This is a genomic window from Nocardioides jishulii, from assembly GCF_006007965.1.
Lineage (GTDB): Bacteria > Actinomycetota > Actinomycetes > Propionibacteriales > Nocardioidaceae > Nocardioides > Nocardioides jishulii.
Map to the genome: position 1 here is coordinate 2,925,319 of NZ_CP040748.1, position 19,290 is coordinate 2,944,608.

The 19,290-nt window shown below is 69.5% G+C and carries 18 protein-coding genes; 10 read left to right on the top strand and 8 right to left on the bottom strand.

The window, feature by feature from the left end:
- Window positions 1-187: 187 nt before the first annotated feature.
- Window positions 188-553, bottom strand: coding sequence for a hypothetical protein (locus FCL41_RS13875; RefSeq protein WP_137065072.1), 366 nt, complete (start codon window positions 551-553; stop codon window positions 188-190).
- Between the two features lie 247 nt (window positions 554-800).
- On the opposite strand from FCL41_RS13875, the gene FCL41_RS13880 reads away from it, so the two are divergent.
- The 7 genes from FCL41_RS13880 (at window position 801) to FCL41_RS13910 (ending at window position 6,996) form a co-directional block, all read left to right on the top strand.
- Window positions 801-2,633 (top strand): Ig-like domain-containing protein, encoded by a 1,833-nt coding sequence (locus tag FCL41_RS13880; RefSeq protein ID WP_137065071.1) that lies wholly within the window; start codon window positions 801-803, stop codon window positions 2,631-2,633.
- Between the two features lie 277 nt (window positions 2,634-2,910).
- Window positions 2,911-3,465, top strand: coding sequence for a TasA family protein (locus tag FCL41_RS13885; protein ID WP_137065070.1), 555 nt, complete (start codon window positions 2,911-2,913; stop codon window positions 3,463-3,465).
- Window positions 3,466-3,506: 41 nt separating this feature from the next.
- Window positions 3,507-4,115 (top strand): signal peptidase I, encoded by a 609-nt coding sequence (locus FCL41_RS13890; protein WP_137065069.1) that lies wholly within the window; start codon window positions 3,507-3,509, stop codon window positions 4,113-4,115.
- A 142-nt stretch (window positions 4,116-4,257) separates the two neighbouring features.
- Window positions 4,258-4,653, top strand: a complete 396-nt coding sequence (locus FCL41_RS13895; RefSeq protein WP_137065068.1) for a hypothetical protein — start codon at window positions 4,258-4,260, stop codon at window positions 4,651-4,653.
- A 2-nt stretch (window positions 4,654-4,655) separates the two neighbouring features.
- Window positions 4,656-5,378, top strand: a complete 723-nt coding sequence (locus FCL41_RS13900) for a response regulator transcription factor (protein WP_137065067.1) — start codon at window positions 4,656-4,658, stop codon at window positions 5,376-5,378.
- Window positions 5,371-6,609 carry an ATP-binding protein gene (locus FCL41_RS13905; RefSeq protein ID WP_137065066.1) on the top strand — a complete coding sequence of 413 codons (1,239 nt, stop codon included), beginning with the start codon at window positions 5,371-5,373 and terminating at the stop codon, window positions 6,607-6,609. Before FCL41_RS13900 ends, FCL41_RS13905 begins: the two co-directional genes overlap by 8 nt.
- A gap of 141 nt (window positions 6,610-6,750) precedes the next feature.
- Complete coding sequence (locus FCL41_RS13910) at window positions 6,751-6,996, top strand: hypothetical protein (RefSeq protein WP_137065065.1); 246 nt, start codon at window positions 6,751-6,753, stop codon at window positions 6,994-6,996.
- Between the two features lie 6 nt (window positions 6,997-7,002).
- On the opposite strand, the gene FCL41_RS13915 is transcribed toward FCL41_RS13910, so the two are convergent.
- From FCL41_RS13915 to nrdR, 4 genes are all read right to left on the bottom strand, one after another.
- The gene (locus tag FCL41_RS13915) at window positions 7,003-7,545 is read right to left on the bottom strand and encodes a GNAT family N-acetyltransferase (protein WP_137065064.1); all 543 of its coding nucleotides are present in this window, start codon (window positions 7,543-7,545) and stop codon (window positions 7,003-7,005) included.
- Between the two features lie 77 nt (window positions 7,546-7,622).
- Window positions 7,623-8,078 carry a hypothetical protein gene (locus tag FCL41_RS13920; RefSeq protein WP_137065063.1) on the bottom strand — a complete coding sequence of 152 codons (456 nt, stop codon included), beginning with the start codon at window positions 8,076-8,078 and terminating at the stop codon, window positions 7,623-7,625.
- Between the two features lie 448 nt (window positions 8,079-8,526).
- The gene (locus FCL41_RS13925) at window positions 8,527-11,388 is read right to left on the bottom strand and encodes a vitamin B12-dependent ribonucleotide reductase (protein ID WP_137065062.1); all 2,862 of its coding nucleotides are present in this window, start codon (window positions 11,386-11,388) and stop codon (window positions 8,527-8,529) included.
- Window positions 11,389-11,483: 95 nt separating this feature from the next.
- On the bottom strand, window positions 11,484-11,954 hold the full coding sequence (nrdR, locus tag FCL41_RS13930) for a transcriptional regulator NrdR (protein ID WP_137065061.1): 471 nt from the start codon (window positions 11,952-11,954) through the stop codon (window positions 11,484-11,486).
- 291 nt (window positions 11,955-12,245) lie between these two features.
- Here nrdR and FCL41_RS13935 point away from each other — a divergent pair, with 291 nt between their 5' ends.
- Window positions 12,246-12,581 carry a hypothetical protein gene (locus FCL41_RS13935; protein WP_137065060.1) on the top strand — a complete coding sequence of 112 codons (336 nt, stop codon included), beginning with the start codon at window positions 12,246-12,248 and terminating at the stop codon, window positions 12,579-12,581.
- Between the two features lie 15 nt (window positions 12,582-12,596).
- On the opposite strand, the gene FCL41_RS17155 is transcribed toward FCL41_RS13935, so the two are convergent.
- Entirely contained in the window at window positions 12,597-12,938 is a 342-nt protein-coding gene (locus FCL41_RS17155; protein ID WP_170970193.1) for a LysM peptidoglycan-binding domain-containing protein, read from the bottom strand.
- Window positions 12,939-13,247: 309 nt separating this feature from the next.
- Between FCL41_RS17155 and FCL41_RS13945 the strand changes: the two genes are divergently transcribed.
- The gene (locus tag FCL41_RS13945; protein ID WP_170970192.1) at window positions 13,248-14,039 is read left to right on the top strand and encodes a GNAT family N-acetyltransferase; all 792 of its coding nucleotides are present in this window, start codon (window positions 13,248-13,250) and stop codon (window positions 14,037-14,039) included.
- Window positions 14,040-14,160: 121 nt separating this feature from the next.
- Window positions 14,161-14,889, top strand: a complete 729-nt coding sequence (lexA, locus tag FCL41_RS13950; protein ID WP_137065057.1) for a transcriptional repressor LexA — start codon at window positions 14,161-14,163, stop codon at window positions 14,887-14,889.
- Window positions 14,890-14,901: 12 nt separating this feature from the next.
- Here lexA and FCL41_RS13955 read toward each other — a convergent pair whose 3' ends face one another.
- Together FCL41_RS13955 and secD are read right to left on the bottom strand one after the other, a co-directional pair.
- Window positions 14,902-16,878 carry an ATP-dependent DNA helicase gene (locus FCL41_RS13955; protein WP_420846560.1) on the bottom strand — a complete coding sequence of 659 codons (1,977 nt, stop codon included), beginning with the start codon at window positions 16,876-16,878 and terminating at the stop codon, window positions 14,902-14,904.
- 54 nt (window positions 16,879-16,932) lie between these two features.
- Window positions 16,933-19,209 (bottom strand): protein translocase subunit SecD, encoded by a 2,277-nt coding sequence (gene secD / locus FCL41_RS13960; RefSeq protein WP_137065056.1) that lies wholly within the window; start codon window positions 19,207-19,209, stop codon window positions 16,933-16,935.
- Between the last annotated feature and the right edge of the window lie 81 nt (window positions 19,210-19,290).

A 19,290-nucleotide genomic window follows, 5' to 3' on the forward strand; every position in this document is an offset into this window, starting at 1 on the left:
CAGGGAGAAGGGTCGGAGGAGGCGGGGCGCCCACGGCGGCCCCGGCCCTCAGCGACAACGGCTGCTGTGCGTGCGTGAGAGGTCGACGACGAGGCGGCGCGTCAGGCGCACGCCGGAGTCGAGGCTCGTCACAGAGGTCACGAGCAGCACAACGCCCCCTCGCCCGCAGACATTCCTGCGACGTACGTCACGCCCACCGCGCGGCCGTGTCAGCGGCAGCCTCGACGACCGTCTCGGCGTCACCGGAGCGCAGCACCTCGGCCGGCGTACGCCCGTGCCACTGCTCGTCGGGCGTGGTCATCCACAGCCCCACCGACCACACCGGCGCACCCTCGAAGGCCGCCATCACCTCGGCCACGCCGGGCAGGACGGCGCCGTCGACAACCTGCCACGTCGGGAAGACCCAGTAGCCGTCGGCGGTCGGCAGCGCCAGCACCTTGCGCGCCTCGCGCAGGGCCCGGACCTCGACCGGCGCCAACGGCTCACCGTCGCTTCCGAGCGCCTCCCCCATCGCCCGTTCGTCGTAGAAGTCGGGACCCACCTGTTCCGCCATCGGGTTCGCCGACACCCCCGACGACGATCGTCCCGAGTCCTTCCCGCCACGCGCTGCCATGACCATCCCTCTTCCCACGTCCGGACACGCAAGTGGGGATGCCCCAGCCACCCGTTCCCAAACGTCATCGCCCAGCCGTTCCGTAGCAATTCGTGGAACGCCCGGGGCCCTCGCGTGACCGGCTGGTGGAGCGCTCCTTCGTAGCGTTGGCACCGACGTCCCACCCACGAGACCCGAGGAGCCACCGGTGACCCCACCCAGCTGCCACCTGCATCCTTGGGTCGCCCTCGTGGCTGCCGCCCTGGTCACCCTCGTCGCGGTCGACGACGGACCGGTCCCCTCCGGCGCCACCTTCACCTCCAACTCACGCGCCGCGGGCCAGGTCACCGCCGCGGCCGACTGGACCGCCCCCACCGTCGCCGTCGTCTCGCCGGGCAGCTCCGTCAAGGACGTCACCACCATCGCGGTGGAGGCCTCCGACGCCGAGTCGGGCATCGGCTCGGTCACGCTCGAGCAGCTGGCCCCGGGCACCGACGTGTGGGTGACCGTCTGCACCGACACCACCGCTCCCTACTCCTGCGCCTGGGACACCCGCCCCCTCGCCGACGGCTCGTACGCCCTGCGAGCGAGGGCCACCGACCGCACGGGCCTGCAGGCGACGTCGGCCGAGGTGCGGACGACCGTGGCCAACCGGCTCGTCGTCACCCTCGACTCCCCCGGCGACGAGGTGCGCGGCACGGTCGCGCTCACCACCGCTGTCCACAACCCCGGCACCCTCACCCACACCGTGCGCCTGGAGTACGCGGCCGAGGGGGCGAGCACCTGGCGGGCGATCTGCTCCGGCCTGCGCAGCCCCTACGCCTGCGCCTGGAACACCACGACGGTCGCCTCCGGTGACTACGAGCTGCGGGCCGTCGTCCTCGACAGCCAGGGCCGCGCCGTCGCCACCTCCACGCTCGTCGAGGTCACCGTCGACAACGTCGCCCCCACGGTGACCATGGTCGACCCGGGCAGCCCGCTGAGCGGCACGCGTACGTTTGCCGCGACCGCCTCGGACGCACACTCGGGCCTCGAGCTCGTCGTCCTCCAGTACGCCGCCACCGGCACCTCGGTGTGGCGCGACCTGTGCACGCTCACCCAGGAGCCCTGGTCCTGCCGCGTCGCCACCTCGACCCTGCCCGACGGCAGCTACTCGTTGCGAGCCGTGGCCACGGACGCCGCCGGCAACTCCACCACCTCGGCTCCCGTCACCCAGCGCCTGGTCGACAACACCGTCTCCTCGATCTCCGTCGACGGACCCGACCTGATGACCGGCACCGTGCAGGTGACCGCGGCCGCCAGCTCTACCGCCGACGTGGCCCAGGTGCGCTTCCAGTACGCCGTCGACGGCAGCTCCACCTGGACCGACCTGTGCACCGACACGGCTGCCCCGTGGAGCTGCGCGTGGGACACGACGACCGTCCCCAACGGCACCTACTCGTTGCGCGCGGTCATGGTCGACGGCCTGGGCCGGAGCCTGACCTCGGCTGCGGCCCCCGGGCACCGGGTCGACAACACCCCGCTGCGCGGCCTCGACGTGCAGACCGCCAACGGCGGGACGAGCGCCGGCCGGACTGACAACGGCGACACGATGACCTTCACCTACAGCGGCGCGGTCAACCCGGGCAGCCTGCTCGCCGGGTGGGACGGCACGGCGCGCAACGTCTCGGTCCGCCTGCGTGACGGCGCCGTGCTCAAGCTCGGCAAGACCGACGACACGATCGACGTGCTCACCACCAACGGGGCGGCCGTCCACCTCGGCTCGGTGAACCTCAAGGGCGACTACATCCGCAAGAACCGCACCGCGACGTACGCCTCGACGATGACGGCCCGTACGACGACGCTGGCCGACGGCACCCAGCAGACCACGGTGACGCTCAAGCTGGGCTCGGTCTACTGGCTCCACCTCACCTACCCGAGGACCGTCAGGAGCTCCAGCACGATGGCGTGGAGCCCATCCGCACTGGCCACCGACACGCTCGGTCGCGCCTGCTCCACCGCCCTGGTCCACGAGTCCGGCGCCGCCGACCGGGAGTTCTGAGGCGTCGGCACCACCCCCGATCAGACCCCTGGTCCAGTCCGTCCCGTCCGGACAGGGCCAGGGGTCTCACCACGTGTCCCGCCCGGATCCACACCTGTCCACGACCGTGGTTCCGCGCTGGTTCCCACCCGTGTCCAGCGGTTGCCAACCGTGTCCCGAACAGGGGCTGGGCGGGGAGTTCACGGGGGGTTGCTGTGGATCGCTGCGCCGTAGATTTTTCCTTGTCAGGCCGGGAAACACGAAGAAGTTCCGGCCACCACCCTCCAAGGAGAACACCATGAACGCCGCCACCACCGCCACCGGGACCAGCCGCTCCAAGAAGGTCCTCATCCCCCTGGCCACGCTGCTCGCAGCTGGTGCGATCGCGGTCGGCTCGGGCGCCACGTTCACCTCCACCACCGGCAACACCATCAGCGCCGTCACCTCCGGCACCCTGAGCCAGTCCAACAGCAAGGACGGCCAGGCGGTCTTCAACCTCACCGACATGAAGCCCGGCGACACCGTCACCGGTTCGCTCACGATCACCAACACCGGCTCGCTGCCCGCCGCCTTCTCGCTGACCGAGGTCACCTCGAGCAACTCGTTCGACAAGGACAAGCTGACGCTGACGATCAAGACCGCCACCGGCACGCCGGTCTTCTCCGGCAACTTCGGTGACCTCGAGGACGGCAAGAAGAGCGCACTGGGCACCTTCGCCCCGGCCGCAGCCACCACCTACACCTTCACCGTCGGCCTGGAAGCCTCCGCCGACAACACCCAGCAGGGCAAGACCGCCAGCGCCGTCTACTCCTGGGACTCGGTCCAGCTCGCCGGCGAGAACTTCGCCGGCTGACCATCCCTGACTGACCGTCCCGACTGAGTCCAGGAGCCACGATGTCGCGTCCCCTCACCGCCGTCCGCACCGTCGCAGGGTGGCTCGCCAACCTGCTGCTGGTCGCGGTGGTGCTCGGCTGCGCTGCCTACGTGGCTCCTGGCCTCTTCGGCTACGAGCGCTACGTGATCACGGGTGGCTCGATGTCGGGCACCTTCGAGAAGGGTTCCCTGGCCTTCGAGAAGCGCGTCCCGGTCGCCGAGCTCGAGGTCGGCGACGTCATCACCTACCTGCCGCCCGCCGACAGCGGCGTGAGCACCCTGGTCACCCACCGCATCACCTCGATCGAGCCGGGCGAGGACGGCACCCGTGTCATGCAGACGCAAGGTGACGCCAACCCCGACCCCGACCCGTGGGAGTTCAGCCTCACCGCCCCCACCCAGCCCGTCGTGGCGCAGACCGTCCCGCACCTGGGCCACGTCTTCATCGCGCTCGCCAACCCCCAGGTCCGCGTCCTCGTGATCGGAGGCCCCGCAGCGCTCATCGCCCTGCTGGCCCTGCGCGACCTCATCGTGGCCCTGCGCTCCCACACCCCGCCCTCGCGCCCGCACACCCCCGGCACCGGCGGGCGCATCCCGGGCCAGGCCGCCGGGGGCGTCTCTCCGGCGTAGCAGCTGGCCCTGCCGGTTCCCCCGGGCGCTCCGCGTAGCAAAACGTGGAACGTACGGGGATCTGGTGTGGAAGAGCTTTTCGTAGGGTGTGACGTCCAGGCACCTCCCACCTCCGGATCCATGAGCCAGAAAGGGGCCCGAGATGAAGCGCACCAGCACCTGGGCCTCTCGCCTCACCGCCCTCAGCACCACGGCCATCGCCCTCCTCCTGCTCCAGCGGCTCACCCACCCGCTCACCAGCAGCTCCGTCGTCCTGGTGGTGGCGATCGCGGTTGCGGGCATCGGAGCTGCCGTGAAGATGACCCTGCACAACTGCTTCGAGTCGCACCTGATGGTCAGCCTGGTCGCGGGGGCCACCCTGGTCGGCACCCTGCTGAGCGTCACGCTCGGGCTGCCCGGCGCCGAGCGCGCCGACCTCGGCCCGGTCCACGGTGCGTTGATCGCGCTGCCCGTCGTCGCGCTCGGTCTGCAGAACGCCGACGCCCGCCTGCAGAGGCGGCTGCGGGGCGAGCGGTCGCGCCGCACGTATGCTTCCTGACCATGCCACCCCAGGTGCTGCTCGTCGAGGACGACGACAAGATCGCTGCCCCGCTCGTGCGCACCCTGGAGCGTGAGGGCTACGACGTCAGGCGGGTGCCGGAGGGCCAACGCGCGCTCGACACCCTCGCGACCTCGCAGGTGGACCTCCTGCTGCTCGACCTCGGCCTTCCCGACATGGACGGCCTCGACGTCTGTCGCCGCGCCCGGGAGGACGGCTACACCGGCGGCATCATCATCCTCACCGCCCGCGACGGGGAGCTCGACCGCGTGGTCGGCCTCGACGTCGGTGCCGACGACTACCTGGCCAAGCCGTTCGGGCTGGCCGAGCTGCTGGCCCGGACTCGCGCGCTCCTGCGCCGCAGCGCTGCTGCACCGACGCCGACCGTGGCCCCAGCGGCCCCCACCGCAGCAGCGGCGGCCATCGACTCGTCCCGCCTGCGCGTCGACGTCCAGGCCCGCCGGGTCTGGGTGCGCGAGCAGGAGCTCGCCGTGACCACCAAGGAGTTCGACGTGCTGGCGCTCCTCGCCGCGATCCGCGGAGCCGTGGTCAGCCGCGAGCAGCTGATCAACGACGTCTGGGACGAGAACTGGTTCGGCTCCACGAAGATGTTGGACGCCGCAGTGGGACGACTGCGCCACAAGCTCGAGGAAGCCGCAGCGCCGGCCCGCATCACCACCGTACGAGGCATCGGCTTCCGCCTCGAGGACGTCCCAGATGCGTGAACGCCTCGTCATCGCCTTCGTCGGCATGACCGTCGCGATGATCGCGATGTACGGGATCCCCCGGGCCTACGTGCTGGCTGACCTGGTCAACGACCAGGAGGAGCTCAAGGTCGAACGCTCCTCGCTCCTGCTGGCCGCCCTGGTCGACGAGCGCGTCCGGGGCAAGGACGAGGTCGACGAGGCCTTCCTCTCCGACTTCGTGCTCGAGCGGGGGTCGATCACCTACGTGGCCGCCGACGGCACCGAGGTCCAGGTCGGCGACACCGGGTCTCCGGACGGCAACCTGACCCGTACGCGGGAGCTCGATGACGGCGGCACCCTCACCCTCACCCGCTCGGAAAAGATCGTGAGCGAACGCATCTCCCAGGCCCTGCTCCCCCTGGTCACCACCGGCCTCGGGCTCATGGTCTTCGCCGCGATCGGCGGCTTCTTCATCGCGCGACGCCTGGCCCGCCCCTTCCGCGAGCTGGCCGGGGCAGCCGAGCAGCTCGCCGACGCCAAGTTCGACGTCGACCTGCCGCGCTACTCGATCCCCGAGGCCGAGGCGATCAGCAGTGCGCTGCGCCTGGCCTCGTCGCAGCTCGACGACCTCCTGCGCATGGAGCGCGAGTTCGCCGCCAACGCGTCCCACCAGCTGCGTACGCCCATCACGGCGCTGCGCCTCACGCTGGAGGACCTGACGATGTGGCCCGAGACCCCGCCGGCGGTCGCCGACGAGCTCAACGCCAACATCGGCGAGCTCGACCGGCTCAGTGCGTCGATCAACGAGCTGTTGGAGCTCTCCCGGGGCAAGCGCCTGGGCGAGGCCGTCGACCTCGACCTCAACCGGCTGGCCAGCGAGTCCGTGCAACGGTGGCGCAGCAAGGTCGAGGAGACCGGTCGGGCGCTCGTGCACTCCCCCACCGGGCCCGTCCCGGCCCACGTCACGCCCGGACCGGTGCTGCAGATCCTCGACGTGCTGATCGAGAACGCGCTGTGCCACGGCGAGGGTCGCATCACCGTGGGCGCCCGCCAGCGAGGCCAGTACCTCGACGTGCTGGTGGTCGACGAAGGGCCCACCCGCGTCGACGAAGCGGTCTTCCAACGCGGGACCCGGTCCGACTCCAGCGACGGCCAAGGGCTCGGCCTGACGATCGCCTCGCAGCTCGCGACCGCTGCGGGAGGACGTCTGAGCGTCGCGGACGCCGAGACCACGACGTTCGTGCTGTCGCTGCCGGCGCCCCAGCCCTGAGCCGAGGCCCGCGAGCGGCCTACCGCGTATTGGTCAACTTGCCCTGACCTTGCTTGAGCCTGTTTGAGATCGACCCCTGCCCGGGCAGCCTCCCGGGAAGCGGTGCTGCGGACAGCCCCAGCACCCGGAGGGGGTGGTCTCGTGTTTCGAGCACCAGTCGTCGGCGTGCTGACCGCCTCCGTCGTCATGGTCGTGTTCCAGTCCGCCCCCGGCGCATCGGGCGAGCAGCGCCCGACGGTCACCTGCATCGACGCCACCGTACGGACCGTGGACGCGCGCATCGACCATCTCCGCCACGTCGTCGAGGCCATGCGGCGGGGAGCTGACCCCCGGTCCCTGCCCAAGGCCCCGTCGGACGCGCCGCTGGCCGCGTGCGGCGTGCGCTGACCGTTCTCAGCGCGGCGGATCGTGCCGTCGGGGTCCGCTCATCGCGAAGAGGAGCGAGTCCCGAGGCACTCCGCGGATGACGAGGTGGTCGCGAAGGCACTCCTCGTACGCCATCCCCACGCCCCGCAGTACCCGTGCGGAGGCCTCGTTCTCGGGTCGGCAGGTCGCCCACACCCGGTGGAGTCCGAGCCCTTCCCACCCGAACCGCAGCAGCTCCGCGGCAGCCTCACGGGCGTAGCCCTGTCGCCACTGGTCCGGGTGCAGGACGAAGCCGAGCTCCGCCTCGCCGGGCAAGTCCCCCAGGTGGAGACCCACGCTGCCGACGGGTTCATCGGTGCCCCTGATGACGATGGCGAGCGCATACGTCGTACGCGGCTCCACGAGGCAGTCGGCGGCGCACTGGTCCAGGAACCGCTGCGTGTCCTCGCGGGAGTTGGGACCCCACGCCACGTGCTCGACGACGTCGACCCGCGAGGCGAAGGCGTGCACAGCCTCGAAGTCGCGCGGCTCGTAGTCACGCAGACGCAGGCGCGGGGTGGTCAGGTCCATCGCGCCATGGTTCCAGACACGCGGCTCCCAGTCGCGTGCTGGCAGAAATGGGTCCGGCCCCGAGAGGAGGAGGTGCTTCAGCGCAGTTCCTCGGTGCAGCTCGCTGTCGATTCTCCGCGCGGACAGACCGCCAACCCCGCGGCGATGGTCTGGACATGGGCCCTGGAGCGCCTCTCGTAGTGGACCTCGATCGCTGTCCGCGCCGTCTTCTCCGCCCCGACCCACGTGTAGCCGAGCAGGAGCTCGTACCCCATGCGGCCGGCGTCCGTCATGACGTACCCCTCCGCCGGCGTCGTGTCGCCCAGGTCCGGGTCTGAGGGAGGAAACCCGTCGAGAATCTGGACGGCGCCGATCTTCCGGTCCGGGCCGGCGATGAGCGCTCCCTCGTAGCGCAGGGACTCATCCCCGCCGACTGACCGAATCGCAGTGATCGTGATGGGGTCGTCGGCGAGGAGACGGACCACGTCGAGGCCTTCGGTGAAGGAGGCGCCGGCGACGCCGGGGCGGACCGCGGCGACGTGGGGCCCGAACACCTTCAGCGCGTCCCCTTGTGCGGGTGAGCTGTCGCGCCCGGGTGAACAACCGACCGACAGAGCCGCCAGGAGCACCGCGACACCACAGCGGTTTACCCCGCTCAGGATCGCTCCTTGACACGGTGCGCGTACGAGGGGCAGTCCACGTCACCGCATACCCGTGCGGTCTTGGCGACGTCAGTGTCTACACACATCGATGACGCCGGCGCGAGCCTAGTGACGGTTGGGCCGTTTGACTACGCGCAAGTACATCGACGTGCCCACACCGTCTCTGACGACACCACGTTCTACGTCGATCTATGACCTCGCCCGAAGCCCTCGAATTCCCTGCAGACGCCAAGAGGCCCGGAACCATTCGGTTCCGGGCCTCTTTCGCGTGCTCAGAGATCACTCAGAGTTGTCGCTCAGTCAGTGAGAATCCGTCACTGACGAAGGAGAACTGACGTCATCAGCTGCAGCCCGACGTGCTGCCGCAGCCCTCGCAGACGTAGCAGGAGCCGGCGGGACGCATCTTCGTGCCGCAGGTCATGCAGAGCGGGGAGTCGACCGCGGTGCCGGTGATCTTCTCCAGGAGCTCGGCGGAGGTGTGCGCCTCGCCGACCACGGGCCGGGCCGGGACCTCGCGGGCCTCGGAGCCGTGGGTGTCCTTGGTCTCGACGTCGACCACCTCGGCGTGCTCGGTCTTGAGCGACTCGGCCTCGCTGAGCTCGACGATCGGCTCGTAGGAGCCGGTCTCGAGGTGGCGCTGACGCTCCTCGGCGGAGTAGATGCCGAGCATCGACCGCTCCTCGAAGTCCATGTAGTCGAGCGCCAGGCGGCGGAAGATGTAGTCCATGATCGACTGCGCCATCCGCACGTCGGGGTCGTCGGTCAGACCGGCCGGCTCGAAGCGCAGGTTGGTGAACTTCGAGACGTAGGTCTCCAGCGGCACGCCGTACTGGAGGCCGATCGAGACGGCGATGGAGAACGCGTCCATCACACCGGCCAGGGTCGAGCCCTGCTTGCCGAGCTTGAGGAAGACCTCGCCCAGCTCGCCGTCCTCGTGGGCACCGGAGGTCATGTAGCCCTCGGCTCCACCGACGGTGAACGACGTCGTACGCGAGACGCGCGACTTCGGCAGGCGCTTGCGGGTCGGGCGGTAGACGATCTTCTCGACGACCTTGGTCTCACCCGCGGCCTCGGCCTTGGCGGCCGCCGCGTCGGCAGCGTCCTTCTTGGCCTTGCCGCCACCGTCGGCCAGGGGCTGGCCGACCTTGCAGTTGTCGCGGTAGACAGCCGTGGCCTTGAGGCCCAGCTTCCACGACTGCATGTAGACGTCCTCGATCTCCTCGACGGTCGCCGTCTCCGGCAGGTTGACCGTCTTCGAGATGGCGCCGGAGAGGAACGGCTGCGTGGCCGCCATCATCCGGACGTGACCCATCGGGGCCAGCGAACGGGCGCCCATGGCGGTGTCGAAGATCTCGTAGTGCTCGGTCTTCAGGCCGGGGGCGTCGATGACGTGGCCGTGCTCGCCGATGTAGGCAACGATCGCCTCGACCTGCTCCGGCTGGTAGCCGAGCTTGCGCAGCGCGCGCGGGATCGTCTGGTTGACGATCTGCATGGAGCCGCCGCCGACGAGCTTCTTGAACTTCACGAGCGAGAAGTCGGGCTCGATGCCGGTGGTGTCGCAGTCCATCATGAAGCCGATGGTGCCGGTGGGCGCGAGCACGGAGGCCTGGGCGTTGCGGAAGCCGTTGGACTCACCGAGCTTGATGACGTCGGCCCACGCCTGGGTGGCCAGCTTGTGCACCTGGGCGTCGGCGACGTGCAGCGTACGCACTTGGTCGTTGGCCGCCTGGTGCTTGCGCATGACGCGCTTGTGCGCCTCGGCGTTGCGGGCGTAGCCCTTGTAGGGGCCCACGACCTTGGCGAGCTCGGCCGAGCGCTTGTAGGACTGGCCGGTCATCAGCGAGGTGATGGTGGCGGCCATCGCACGGCCACCCTCGGAGTCGTAGCCCAGGCCCATGGCCATGAGCAGGGCGCCGAGGTTGGCGTAGCCGATGCCGAGCTGGCGGTAGTCGACCGTGGTCTGGCCGATCGACTCGGTCGGGAAGTCGGCGAAGCAGATGGAGATGTCCATCGCCGTGATGATGACCTCGACCGCCTTGGCGAAGAGCTCGCCATCGAACGTCTCGTCGTCCTTGAGGAACTTCAGCAGGTTGAGCGACGCGAGGTTGCACGAGGAGTTGTCGAGCGACATGTACTCCGAGCAGGGGTTGGACGCGGTGATGCGGCCGGTCTCGGGGTTGGTGTGCCAGTCGTTGATCGTGTCGTCGTACTGCAGACCCGGGTCGGCGCACTCCCACGCAGCCGTGGAGATCTTGCGGAAGAGCTCGCGGGCGTCGACGGTCTCGATGACCTCGCCCGTGTCGCGGGCACGGAGACCGAACTCCTTGCCCTCCTCGACGGCGCGCATGAACTCGTCGCTGACGCGGACCGAGTTGTTGGCGTTCTGGTACTGGACCGAGGTGATGTCCTTGCCGCCCAGGTCCATGTCGAACCCGGCGTCACGCAGCGCGCGGATCTTGTCCTCCTCGCGCGCCTTCGTCTCGACGAACTCCACGATGTCGGGGTGGTCGACGTCGAGGACGACCATCTTGGCCGCACGACGCGTGGCGCCACCGGACTTGATGGTGCCCGCGGAGGCGTCGGCGCCGCGCATGAACGAGACGGGGCCAGAGGCGGTGCCGCCGGAGGAGAGGAGTTCCTTCGACGAACGGATGCGGGAGAGGTTGAGGCCGGCGCCGGAGCCGCCCTTGAAGATGAAGCCCTCTTCCTTGTACCAGTTGAGGATCGAGTCCATGGAGTCGTCGACGCTGAGGATGAAGCAGGCCGAGACCTGCTGCGGCGAGGAGGTGCCGACGTTGAACCAGACGGGCGAGTTGAAGGAGAAGTACTGGTTGGCCAGCAGCCAGGTGAGCTCCTCCTCGAAGACCTGCGCGTCCTTGTCGGTCGCGAAGTAGCCGTGCTCGAGGCCGGCGGCGGTGTAGGTCTTCACCACCCGGTCGATCAGCTGCTTGAGGCTCCACTCACGTACGTCGGAGCCCACGGCGCCGCGGAAGTACTTGGTGGTGACGATCGTGGAGGCGTTCACGCTCCAGAAGTCGGGGTACTCCACACCGCGCTGCTCGAAGACCGTCTCACCGGTCTTCCAGTTCGTCTGGACGACGTCGCGTCGCTCCCAGGTGATCTCGTCGTACGGGTGGACTCCCTCGGTGCTGAAGACGCGCTGCATCTTCAATCCCCCCTTGGTCACCGTCTTCGCGGGCATGAAACTCCTCAGTTCCTCGTTGCTGACAACGTTGTCTGTTCTTGCGTCTGGAGCCCGGCACGCAGCTTCCCCACTGCGTACCGGGCGGTCTGTGGTTATCCGGTGGGGACGACGTCAGCGCTGCGCTCGGCACGCATGACGGCGATCTCCGCCTCGAAGTCAGCCGCGCTCTCGAAGGCGCGGTAGACGGAGGCGAACCGGAGGTAGGCGACCTCGTCGAGGTCGCGGAGGGGGGCCAGGATTGCCAGGCCCACCTCATGGGCCTGGATCTCGGCAGAACCGGTGGAACGCAGGGCGATCTCCACCTCCTGGCCCAGGCAGGCCAGCTGGTCCTCGGTGACGGGACGCCCCTTGCACGCCTTGCGCACACCCTGGACCGCCTTGTCGCGGTTGAAGGGCTCGCTGGCACCCGAACGCTTGAGCACCGTGAGCTGCATGAGCTCAACCGTGCTGAAGCGCTTGCCGCAGTCCGTGCAGGCACGACGACGACGGATCTGGCCGCCGTCCTCCGACACCCGTGAGTCGAGGACCCGGGTGTCGCTGTGCCGGCAGTGCGGGCAGTGCATGGCGTTCCCTCTCCGTGGTGACGTCCCCTGTGGATGAAGCCGCTCCAACTGTGGAACAACCGCATCAGGCTGTGCATCCATCATCCACTTCTGTGGACTAGATGTGGAAAACCACAACCGTGTAACTACTAGATGTTGTGGTAACCGTACGCGCCCTCCCCAATAGATGGCAAGCGGAACCGAGGAAGTGGGACGACGAGTTGTGGCGCCCTCGCAGAGCAAGCTCGTTTGCGCAGGTCACGGCCCCGGAACCCGCCGCGCAGCAGCCAGTCACCTGTCAGAATGGGGCTCGTGGCCCAGGGGAAGCGAGCAGGATCGAGGCGTTCGGCGCCTGCGTCGCGGACCCCCGACAAGGCCGCTCTCGGGTACGCCGGCGGCATCACCCTGTGCGTCATCGCGTGGGGCTACCTCGTCTACGCCGCCATCGAGTTCGGATCGAGCGCCCGCAGCGGCAACACCGGCGCCTGGGCCCTGCTAGCCCTCGCCGGCGCCGGAGCGGCGACCTGCCTCTTCGTCGGGTTGATGCTGGTTGCCCGCCTGGGCGCTGCACTCGGCCTCACGCGCCCCTCCGAGGGCGACGAACCGGCACCGCCACGACCGACCGGCGGCCGACGCGCAGCTCGCTGAGCAGGACGGCGTACGTCAGCCGGCGACGGGGACGTGGATCTTCTGGCCCAGGGTGACCACGGACGAGTCGAGGTCGTTGAGCTCGCGGATCTCGGTGATCATCGAGCGGACCTCGCCGTCCTCGGCGACTTCGGCGGCGATGCCCCACAGGGTGTCGCCCTCGTTGACCACGACCACCTCAGTGGCGCGAGCGGCGCCGGCCTCCTCGCTCGCCGAGGAGACACCGCTGAGAGCGATGCCGACGACCAGCGCAAGGACCAGGGCGGCCAGCACGACGACGACACGGCCCCGACGGGTCAACCGGACCTGACCGAGCGGCGAGGCCGGGATGGTGGCGTGGGTGGCGATGCTGGTCATGGAGACCTCCTGGGGAAGTGGTGGTCGTGCGTGGTGCGTGCGTCTCGAGTGAATGTCTATGCGGAGCCGCCGACAGTTTTGGAGAACTGAACCCCTGCACCACCGGCGGATTCGATCAGACGTTCGATCGAGCACATGTTCGACGTTAGAGCACATGTTCGAACGAAGCAAGCGTCGTTCGAACAAAAGTTCGATGCGATCCAGAGGGGTCCCGGCATCTACCTGATTCGGCATGCGCAGGAGGGGCCATCTCCCATGTCACCCTTTTCGGGCATGCACCGGTCGCCACGCACCCCTAGCGTCTGGCGCATGCGAGACCTCCTCACCACGGCCTCAGACACGATCGAGGCCGACTTCGCGGCGCTGCAGAGCGCGATCTCCCGATCCCCCTCCCTGTCGACGGCCGACGAGCCCGACGCGACCGTCTACTGGTCGTCGGAACCACTCACGCTGCTCAACGTGGTGGCCAACGCGCGGATCGCCCCCGACTCCGTGGCGACGCGGGCGCCCGGGCTGCTCGCCCCCTTCTTCCGGCGGGGACTGCCCTTCCAGTGGGTCACCACGCCGTCGACGACCACCCCCGCACTGGAGGCGAGGCTCGCCCAGGCCGGCCTGCTCGCCCGCGAGTACCCGGCGATGCACACCAAGCTCGGCGCCCCCATCGACCCGGAGACGCCTGACGACGTCTTCATCGACGTCGCCTGGCCCGACGGGATCGAGCCGGCCAGCCGCGCCGTCCTCCAGGCGCTGGGGCATCCCGCAGCCCAGCAGGACGTCACCCTGGGCGTCCTCGACACCCTCGACCCCTCCGACAACCTCTTCTTCGTGGCCCGCAGCCTGCGGACGGGCGAGGTCCTTGGCGCGAGCACCATGCACACGCGAGGCGCCAGCGTCATGCTCGCCAACATCAGCACCACGCCTGCGGCCCGCGGTCGCGGCATCGGCCGCGCCCTGGGCGCCACCATGATGAACCGAGCCGCCTCGATCGGGATCCAGACAGCCACCATGATCACGAACTCCCGCGCCTACCCGACCTACGTCGAGCTCGGCTTCCGGACGCAGTTCACCTGCGTGACCTGGGTCTGGGACCCCACCCGCTGACCTCCACGGCCCGGCAGCGTCGACGGGGGCGTGACACGCCGTTCGAACACATGTTTGAACTGGTGTCTGGATCCGACTAGCGTGAGGCCCACGCCAGTCCGCAACACCCAGGAGGATCCAGATGCCCAAGTCCAGCGGCGACACCGGCAAGGTCGTGTCCCTGCCCGACGGCCCTCCTGACGCGACGGGCCTCACCACCCGGCAGCAGCTGGTCCTGACGACGATCCAGGAGGCACTGGAGACCCGGGGCTACCCGCCGAGCATGCGCGAGATCGGCACGGCCGTCGGCCTCACCAGCTCCAGCAGCGTGGCCCACCAGCTCAAGACGCTGGAGGAGAAGGGTTTCCTCAAGCGTGACCCCAACCGGCCGCGCGCCCTCCAGGTCTTCCTGCCGGAGTCGATGGCGGCCTCCCGCGCCGTCTCCAGCGCCGACGAGTCGGAGTTCGACCCCACCGGCGTCGGCGACGCCGCCCCTGCGGCGACGTACGTGCCCGTGGTCGGTCGCATCGCGGCCGGTGGTCCGATCCTGGCTGAGGAGCGCGTCGAGGACGTCTTCCCGCTGCCCAAGCAGCTGGTGGGCGAGGGCACGCTCTTCCTGCTCGAGGTCTCCGGCGACTCGATGGTCGACGCCGCCATCTGCAACGGCGACTACGTCGTCATCCGTCAGCAGCCCGACGCGGTCAACGGCGACATCGTCGCCGCGATGATCGACGGCGAGGCCACGGTGAAGACCTTCCAGCGCAAGGACGGCCACGTGTGGCTGCTCCCGCACAACGCGGCGTACGAGCCCATCGACGGCACGCACGCCACCATCCTGGGCAAGGTCACCGCGGTCCTGCGCAGCCTCTGACCCCGTAGGCCGTCAGTCCGCGGTCGCGATGCGGCCGAGGGCCTGACGGACCACGGCGGGATCCGTCGTCGACCACATCGGCGGCAGGCTGGCCTTGAGGAAGCTGCCGTAGCGCTTCGTCGCGAGGCGTGGGTCGAGGATCGCCACCACGCCCTTGTCCTCCGTGGTGCGGATCAGGCGACCCACCCCCTGGGCCAGCAGCAGCGCTGCGTGGGTCGCGGAGACCTGCATGAAGCCGTTGCCACCCGCCTTGTCCGCCGCTCGCGAGCGCGCCGACATCAGCGGGTCGTCGGGACGCGGGAACGGGATCCGGTCGATCAGGACCAGCTGGCAGGTGTCGCCGGGCACGTCGAGCCCCTGCCACAACGTCAGGGTCCCGAAGAGGTTCGTGTGCGGGTCCTCGACGAACTGGCGTGACAGCTCGGGCAGCTGAGCGTCGCCCTGGGCCAGCGTGGTCAGGTGGGGCAGGCGCTCCCGGACCGCCTCGGCGGCTGCCTCCGCGGCGCGACGGGACGAGAAGAGGCCCAACGTACGCCCCTGCGCTGCGTCGATCAGGTCGACGATCTCGTCGACCTGGGCCTTGCCCAGGCCGTCGCGCCCGGGGTCAGGGAGGTGGCGGGCCACGTAGAGGATCCCCTGGCGCGCGTAGTCGAAGGGCGAGCCCACGTCGAGGGCCCGCCACGGGAGCGCGTCGTCGGCCGCCGACTCGCCGGCGCCGGTGTCCACGCGCTCCGACGGCTTGAGCCCGAGGCTGCCGGCGACCGCGTTGAAGTCGCCCCCCAGCATCAGGGTCGCGGAGGCGAAGATGACGGTCTTCTCGGTGAGCAGCCGCTCGCGCATCTGCGCCCAGACCTGGAGCGGAGCGACGGCCAGTCGGGCCGGGATCCGCTCACGCGCCTCGTTGAGCCAGAGCACGTCCGACTCCTTGAAGGCGGCCATCCGCTCGGCGGTCGCGAAGACCTCCTGCGCCAACCCCTTGGCCTGCGTACGCCCGGCGTCACCGTCCGCCTCGTCCTTGCCGAAGGCGGAGACCAGCGACCGTGCGGCGTCGCGCACGAGCACCAGCGCGTCGGAGAGCTGCTCCCCCGGCGTCTCGATCCGGCCTGCCGAGGTGGCGGCCAGGGCGTCGGCGAGCGCGTCCGCGGCATCGGCCAGGTCGTCGGCCGCCGTCGAGGCGTCGCCCTTGTCGGCGACGTGCTTCTGCGAACGACGTGCCGCGCGCTCGACGTCTCCGACGGTGAGCTCGTCGGTGGCGGCCTGGGTGACGCGGCTGACGAGCTCGTGGGCCTCGTCGATGACCACGACGTCGTAGTCGGGGATCATCGGCACGCCCTCGATGGCGTCGATGGCCAGGAGCGAGTGGTTGGTGACGATGAGGTGGGAGTTGGCGGCCTTCTCCTTGGCCCGCTCCGCGAAGCACTCCTGGGCGAAGGCGCAGCGTGCGGCCCCCAGGCACTCGCGGTGGTTGACGCTGACCTGGCGCCACACCCGCTCGGTGTGGCGCGGCGCGTGGTCGCGCTCGCCCGTGCCGCCAGCCTCGGACTCCTTCTCGGCCCAGCCACGCAGGGCGAGGACCTCGGCGCCCATCGACCCCTCGGGGATGTCGACGAGCACGCCCTGGTCGTCGGGCACGCCCTCACGGATGCGGTGCAGGCAGGCGTAGTTGGAACGGCCCTTCAGGACGGCGTACGTCGTGTCGAGCCGGTCGCCGACCGCCTCGACGAGCCGCGGGATGTCGCGCTCGACGAGCTGGTGCTGCAGGGCCAGGGTCGCCGTCGCCACCACGACGCGGTCGTGGTTGAGCAGGCTCGGCACGAGGTAGCCGAGCGACTTCCCGGTGCCGGTGCCGGCCTGGATGACGAGGTGCTGCTGCTCCGTCATCGCCCGCGCGACGGCCTCGGCCATCTCGACCTGCCCGGTGCGCTCCTTGCCCCCCAACGCCTCGACGGCGGCGGCAAGGACCTCACGGACGGGCGACTCTGCTGGCACCGGCTGAACTCTAGCCAGCGAGGCCGACAACTCCGGCACCGACGCCTCGTCGGGTCAGACGACGGCGCCCGAGTCGTCGCGCTCGATCGTGGCCTTCTGGGCCTTCTCCTTCGCCATCGGCCACTTCTGCTGCAGGTAGGTGACCAGTGGCGTCGCCACGAAGACCGAGCTGTAGGTACCGACGACCAGACCGACCAGCAGGGCGATCGAGAAGTCGCGCAGCGAGTCGCCACCGATGATCGCCAGGGCCGCCAGGATGAACATCGTGCCCAGACCGGTGTTGACCGTGCGCGGGAGCGTCTCCACCGCCGCCTTGTTGGCCTGCGCGGCGAAGGTGTCGGTCGGCTTGGAGCCCCGCCAGCGTTCGCGGATGCGGTCGAAGACGACGACCGTGTCGTTGACGGACAGACCGATGATGGTCATGGCCGCGGCCAGGAAGATGCCGTCGATGGGCTTGCCGAGCCACGCGAAGAGGCCGACCACGATGGCGACGTCGTGCATCATCGCGATCACGGCGGAGACACCGAAGGTCCACTTGAAGCGGACGGCGAGGTAGAGCAGCTGCGCCAGGAACGCCACGCCGAAGGCGATCAGCGCCCGGTCGCGCAGCTCCTTGCCGAAGGACGCACTGATCTTCTCGTCGCGCTCGAGGTCGGCCGTGCCGCCGATCGTGGCGATGACGTCCTGCACCTGCTGCGCCTCCTCACCGGAGATGGTGCCGGTGCGGACGAGGATCTTGCCGCCGTCGGTCTCCTGGACCGAGGCCACGTCGTTGACGTCGGCGTTGGCCAACGCCTCACGCGCGTCGTCGGCGGTCACCGTCTTCTGCGTGGAGTACTCCAGGACCCGGCCACCGGCGAACTCGACGCCGAGGTTGAGGCCGTTGACGAAGATGCCCGACAGCGCGATGACGGTGACGACACCGGACAGGGCCAGCCAGTTGCGGCGCCCCTTCATCAGGTCGGGGTTCTTGCGGTCGAGCCACTTGCGCACCCGGCCGATGTCACCGATGCCGGTGACCGCGGGGTGCTTGGAGATCCACTTGTTGGAGACACCGACCTCGGTCAGCACCCGCGCGATGATCAGCGCGGAGATCATCGAGGCGATGACACCGATGGTCAGGGTGACACCGAAGCCCTTGATGGGTCCGGAGCCGAGGAAGAAGAGCAGGCCGGCTGCGAGCAGCGTGGTGACGTTGGAGTCGATGATCGCGCTCCACGCCTTGTTGAAGCCGACCATCAGGGCGCGACGCAGCCCGGCGGAGGGGTACGCGGCGTACTCCTCCCGGGCGCGCTCGAAGACGAGTACGTTGGCGTCGATCGCCATGCCGATCGCGAGCACGAATCCGGCGAGGCCGGGCAGTGTCAGCGTCGACCCCAGCGCGATCAGCATCGCGTAGGCGAGCAGGGCGTACGACGCGAGCGCCAGGGTGGCCATCAGGCCGACGAAGCGGTAGACGGCGACGATGAAGAGCCCGGTGAGGGCGATACCGACGACACCGGCCCAGATGGAGTCGTCGATGGCCTGCTTGCCCAGGGTCGGGCCGGCGAAACGGACGTCGATCGGCTTGACCTCGAGGGGCAGCGAACCACCCTCGATCAGGGCCGCGAGCTCGTTGACCTCGTCGACGGTGAAGCCGCCACTGATCTGGGTGCCGCCCTGGATGGAGGAGCCACACGGGACCTGCACCTCGGGGGCGGAGATCACCTTGTTGTCGAGCACGATCGCGATGCGGCGCTGGTCGCCCTCGGCGCAGGCGGCAGCAGCGGAGAGGTCACTGAACTTCTTCGAGCCCGCGCGGCTGAAGTCGACGTCGACGACCCATTCGGTGCCCTGCGGCTGACCGGGCTGGGCGCCGGTGATGTCCTCACCCTCCAGGGCGGTGGGGCCGATCTCGAGGTAGCCCTCACCCGGGGTGTCGCTCTCGACGATCCTGTTGCCCTTCTTGGAGGGCTTCTGGTCCTTGTCGGTGATCGAACCCGCCACGACCGGGTGGACGGTCAACTGTGCCGTCTGGCCCAGCTGCTCGGCCGCCTCGTCGGCGTCCTTGACGCCCGGGAGCTCGACGATGATGCGGTTCTCACCGGAGCGGACGATGTTGGGCTCGGAGAGGCCGAGGGCGTTGACGCGCTGCTCGAGGACGGCCTTGGTGCGGTCGGTGTTCTCCGCGTTGGCCTTCGTCCCGTTGGGCGAGTCGTAGGTCTGGAGGGTGACCGAGACGCCACCCTTCAGGTCGAGGCCCAGGGTGGGTTCCTTGTTGAGCGCCAGCGCAGCACAGCCGGCCAGGAGGCCGAGCACCAGCACGAAGCGAATCCAAGCAGCACGAGACATGCGCGTCATCTTTCCTCAGCGTTGCGCGCCGCCCCCGTCCGGGGCGGTACTGAGACTCCAACGAGCCCCCAGCGGATCAGG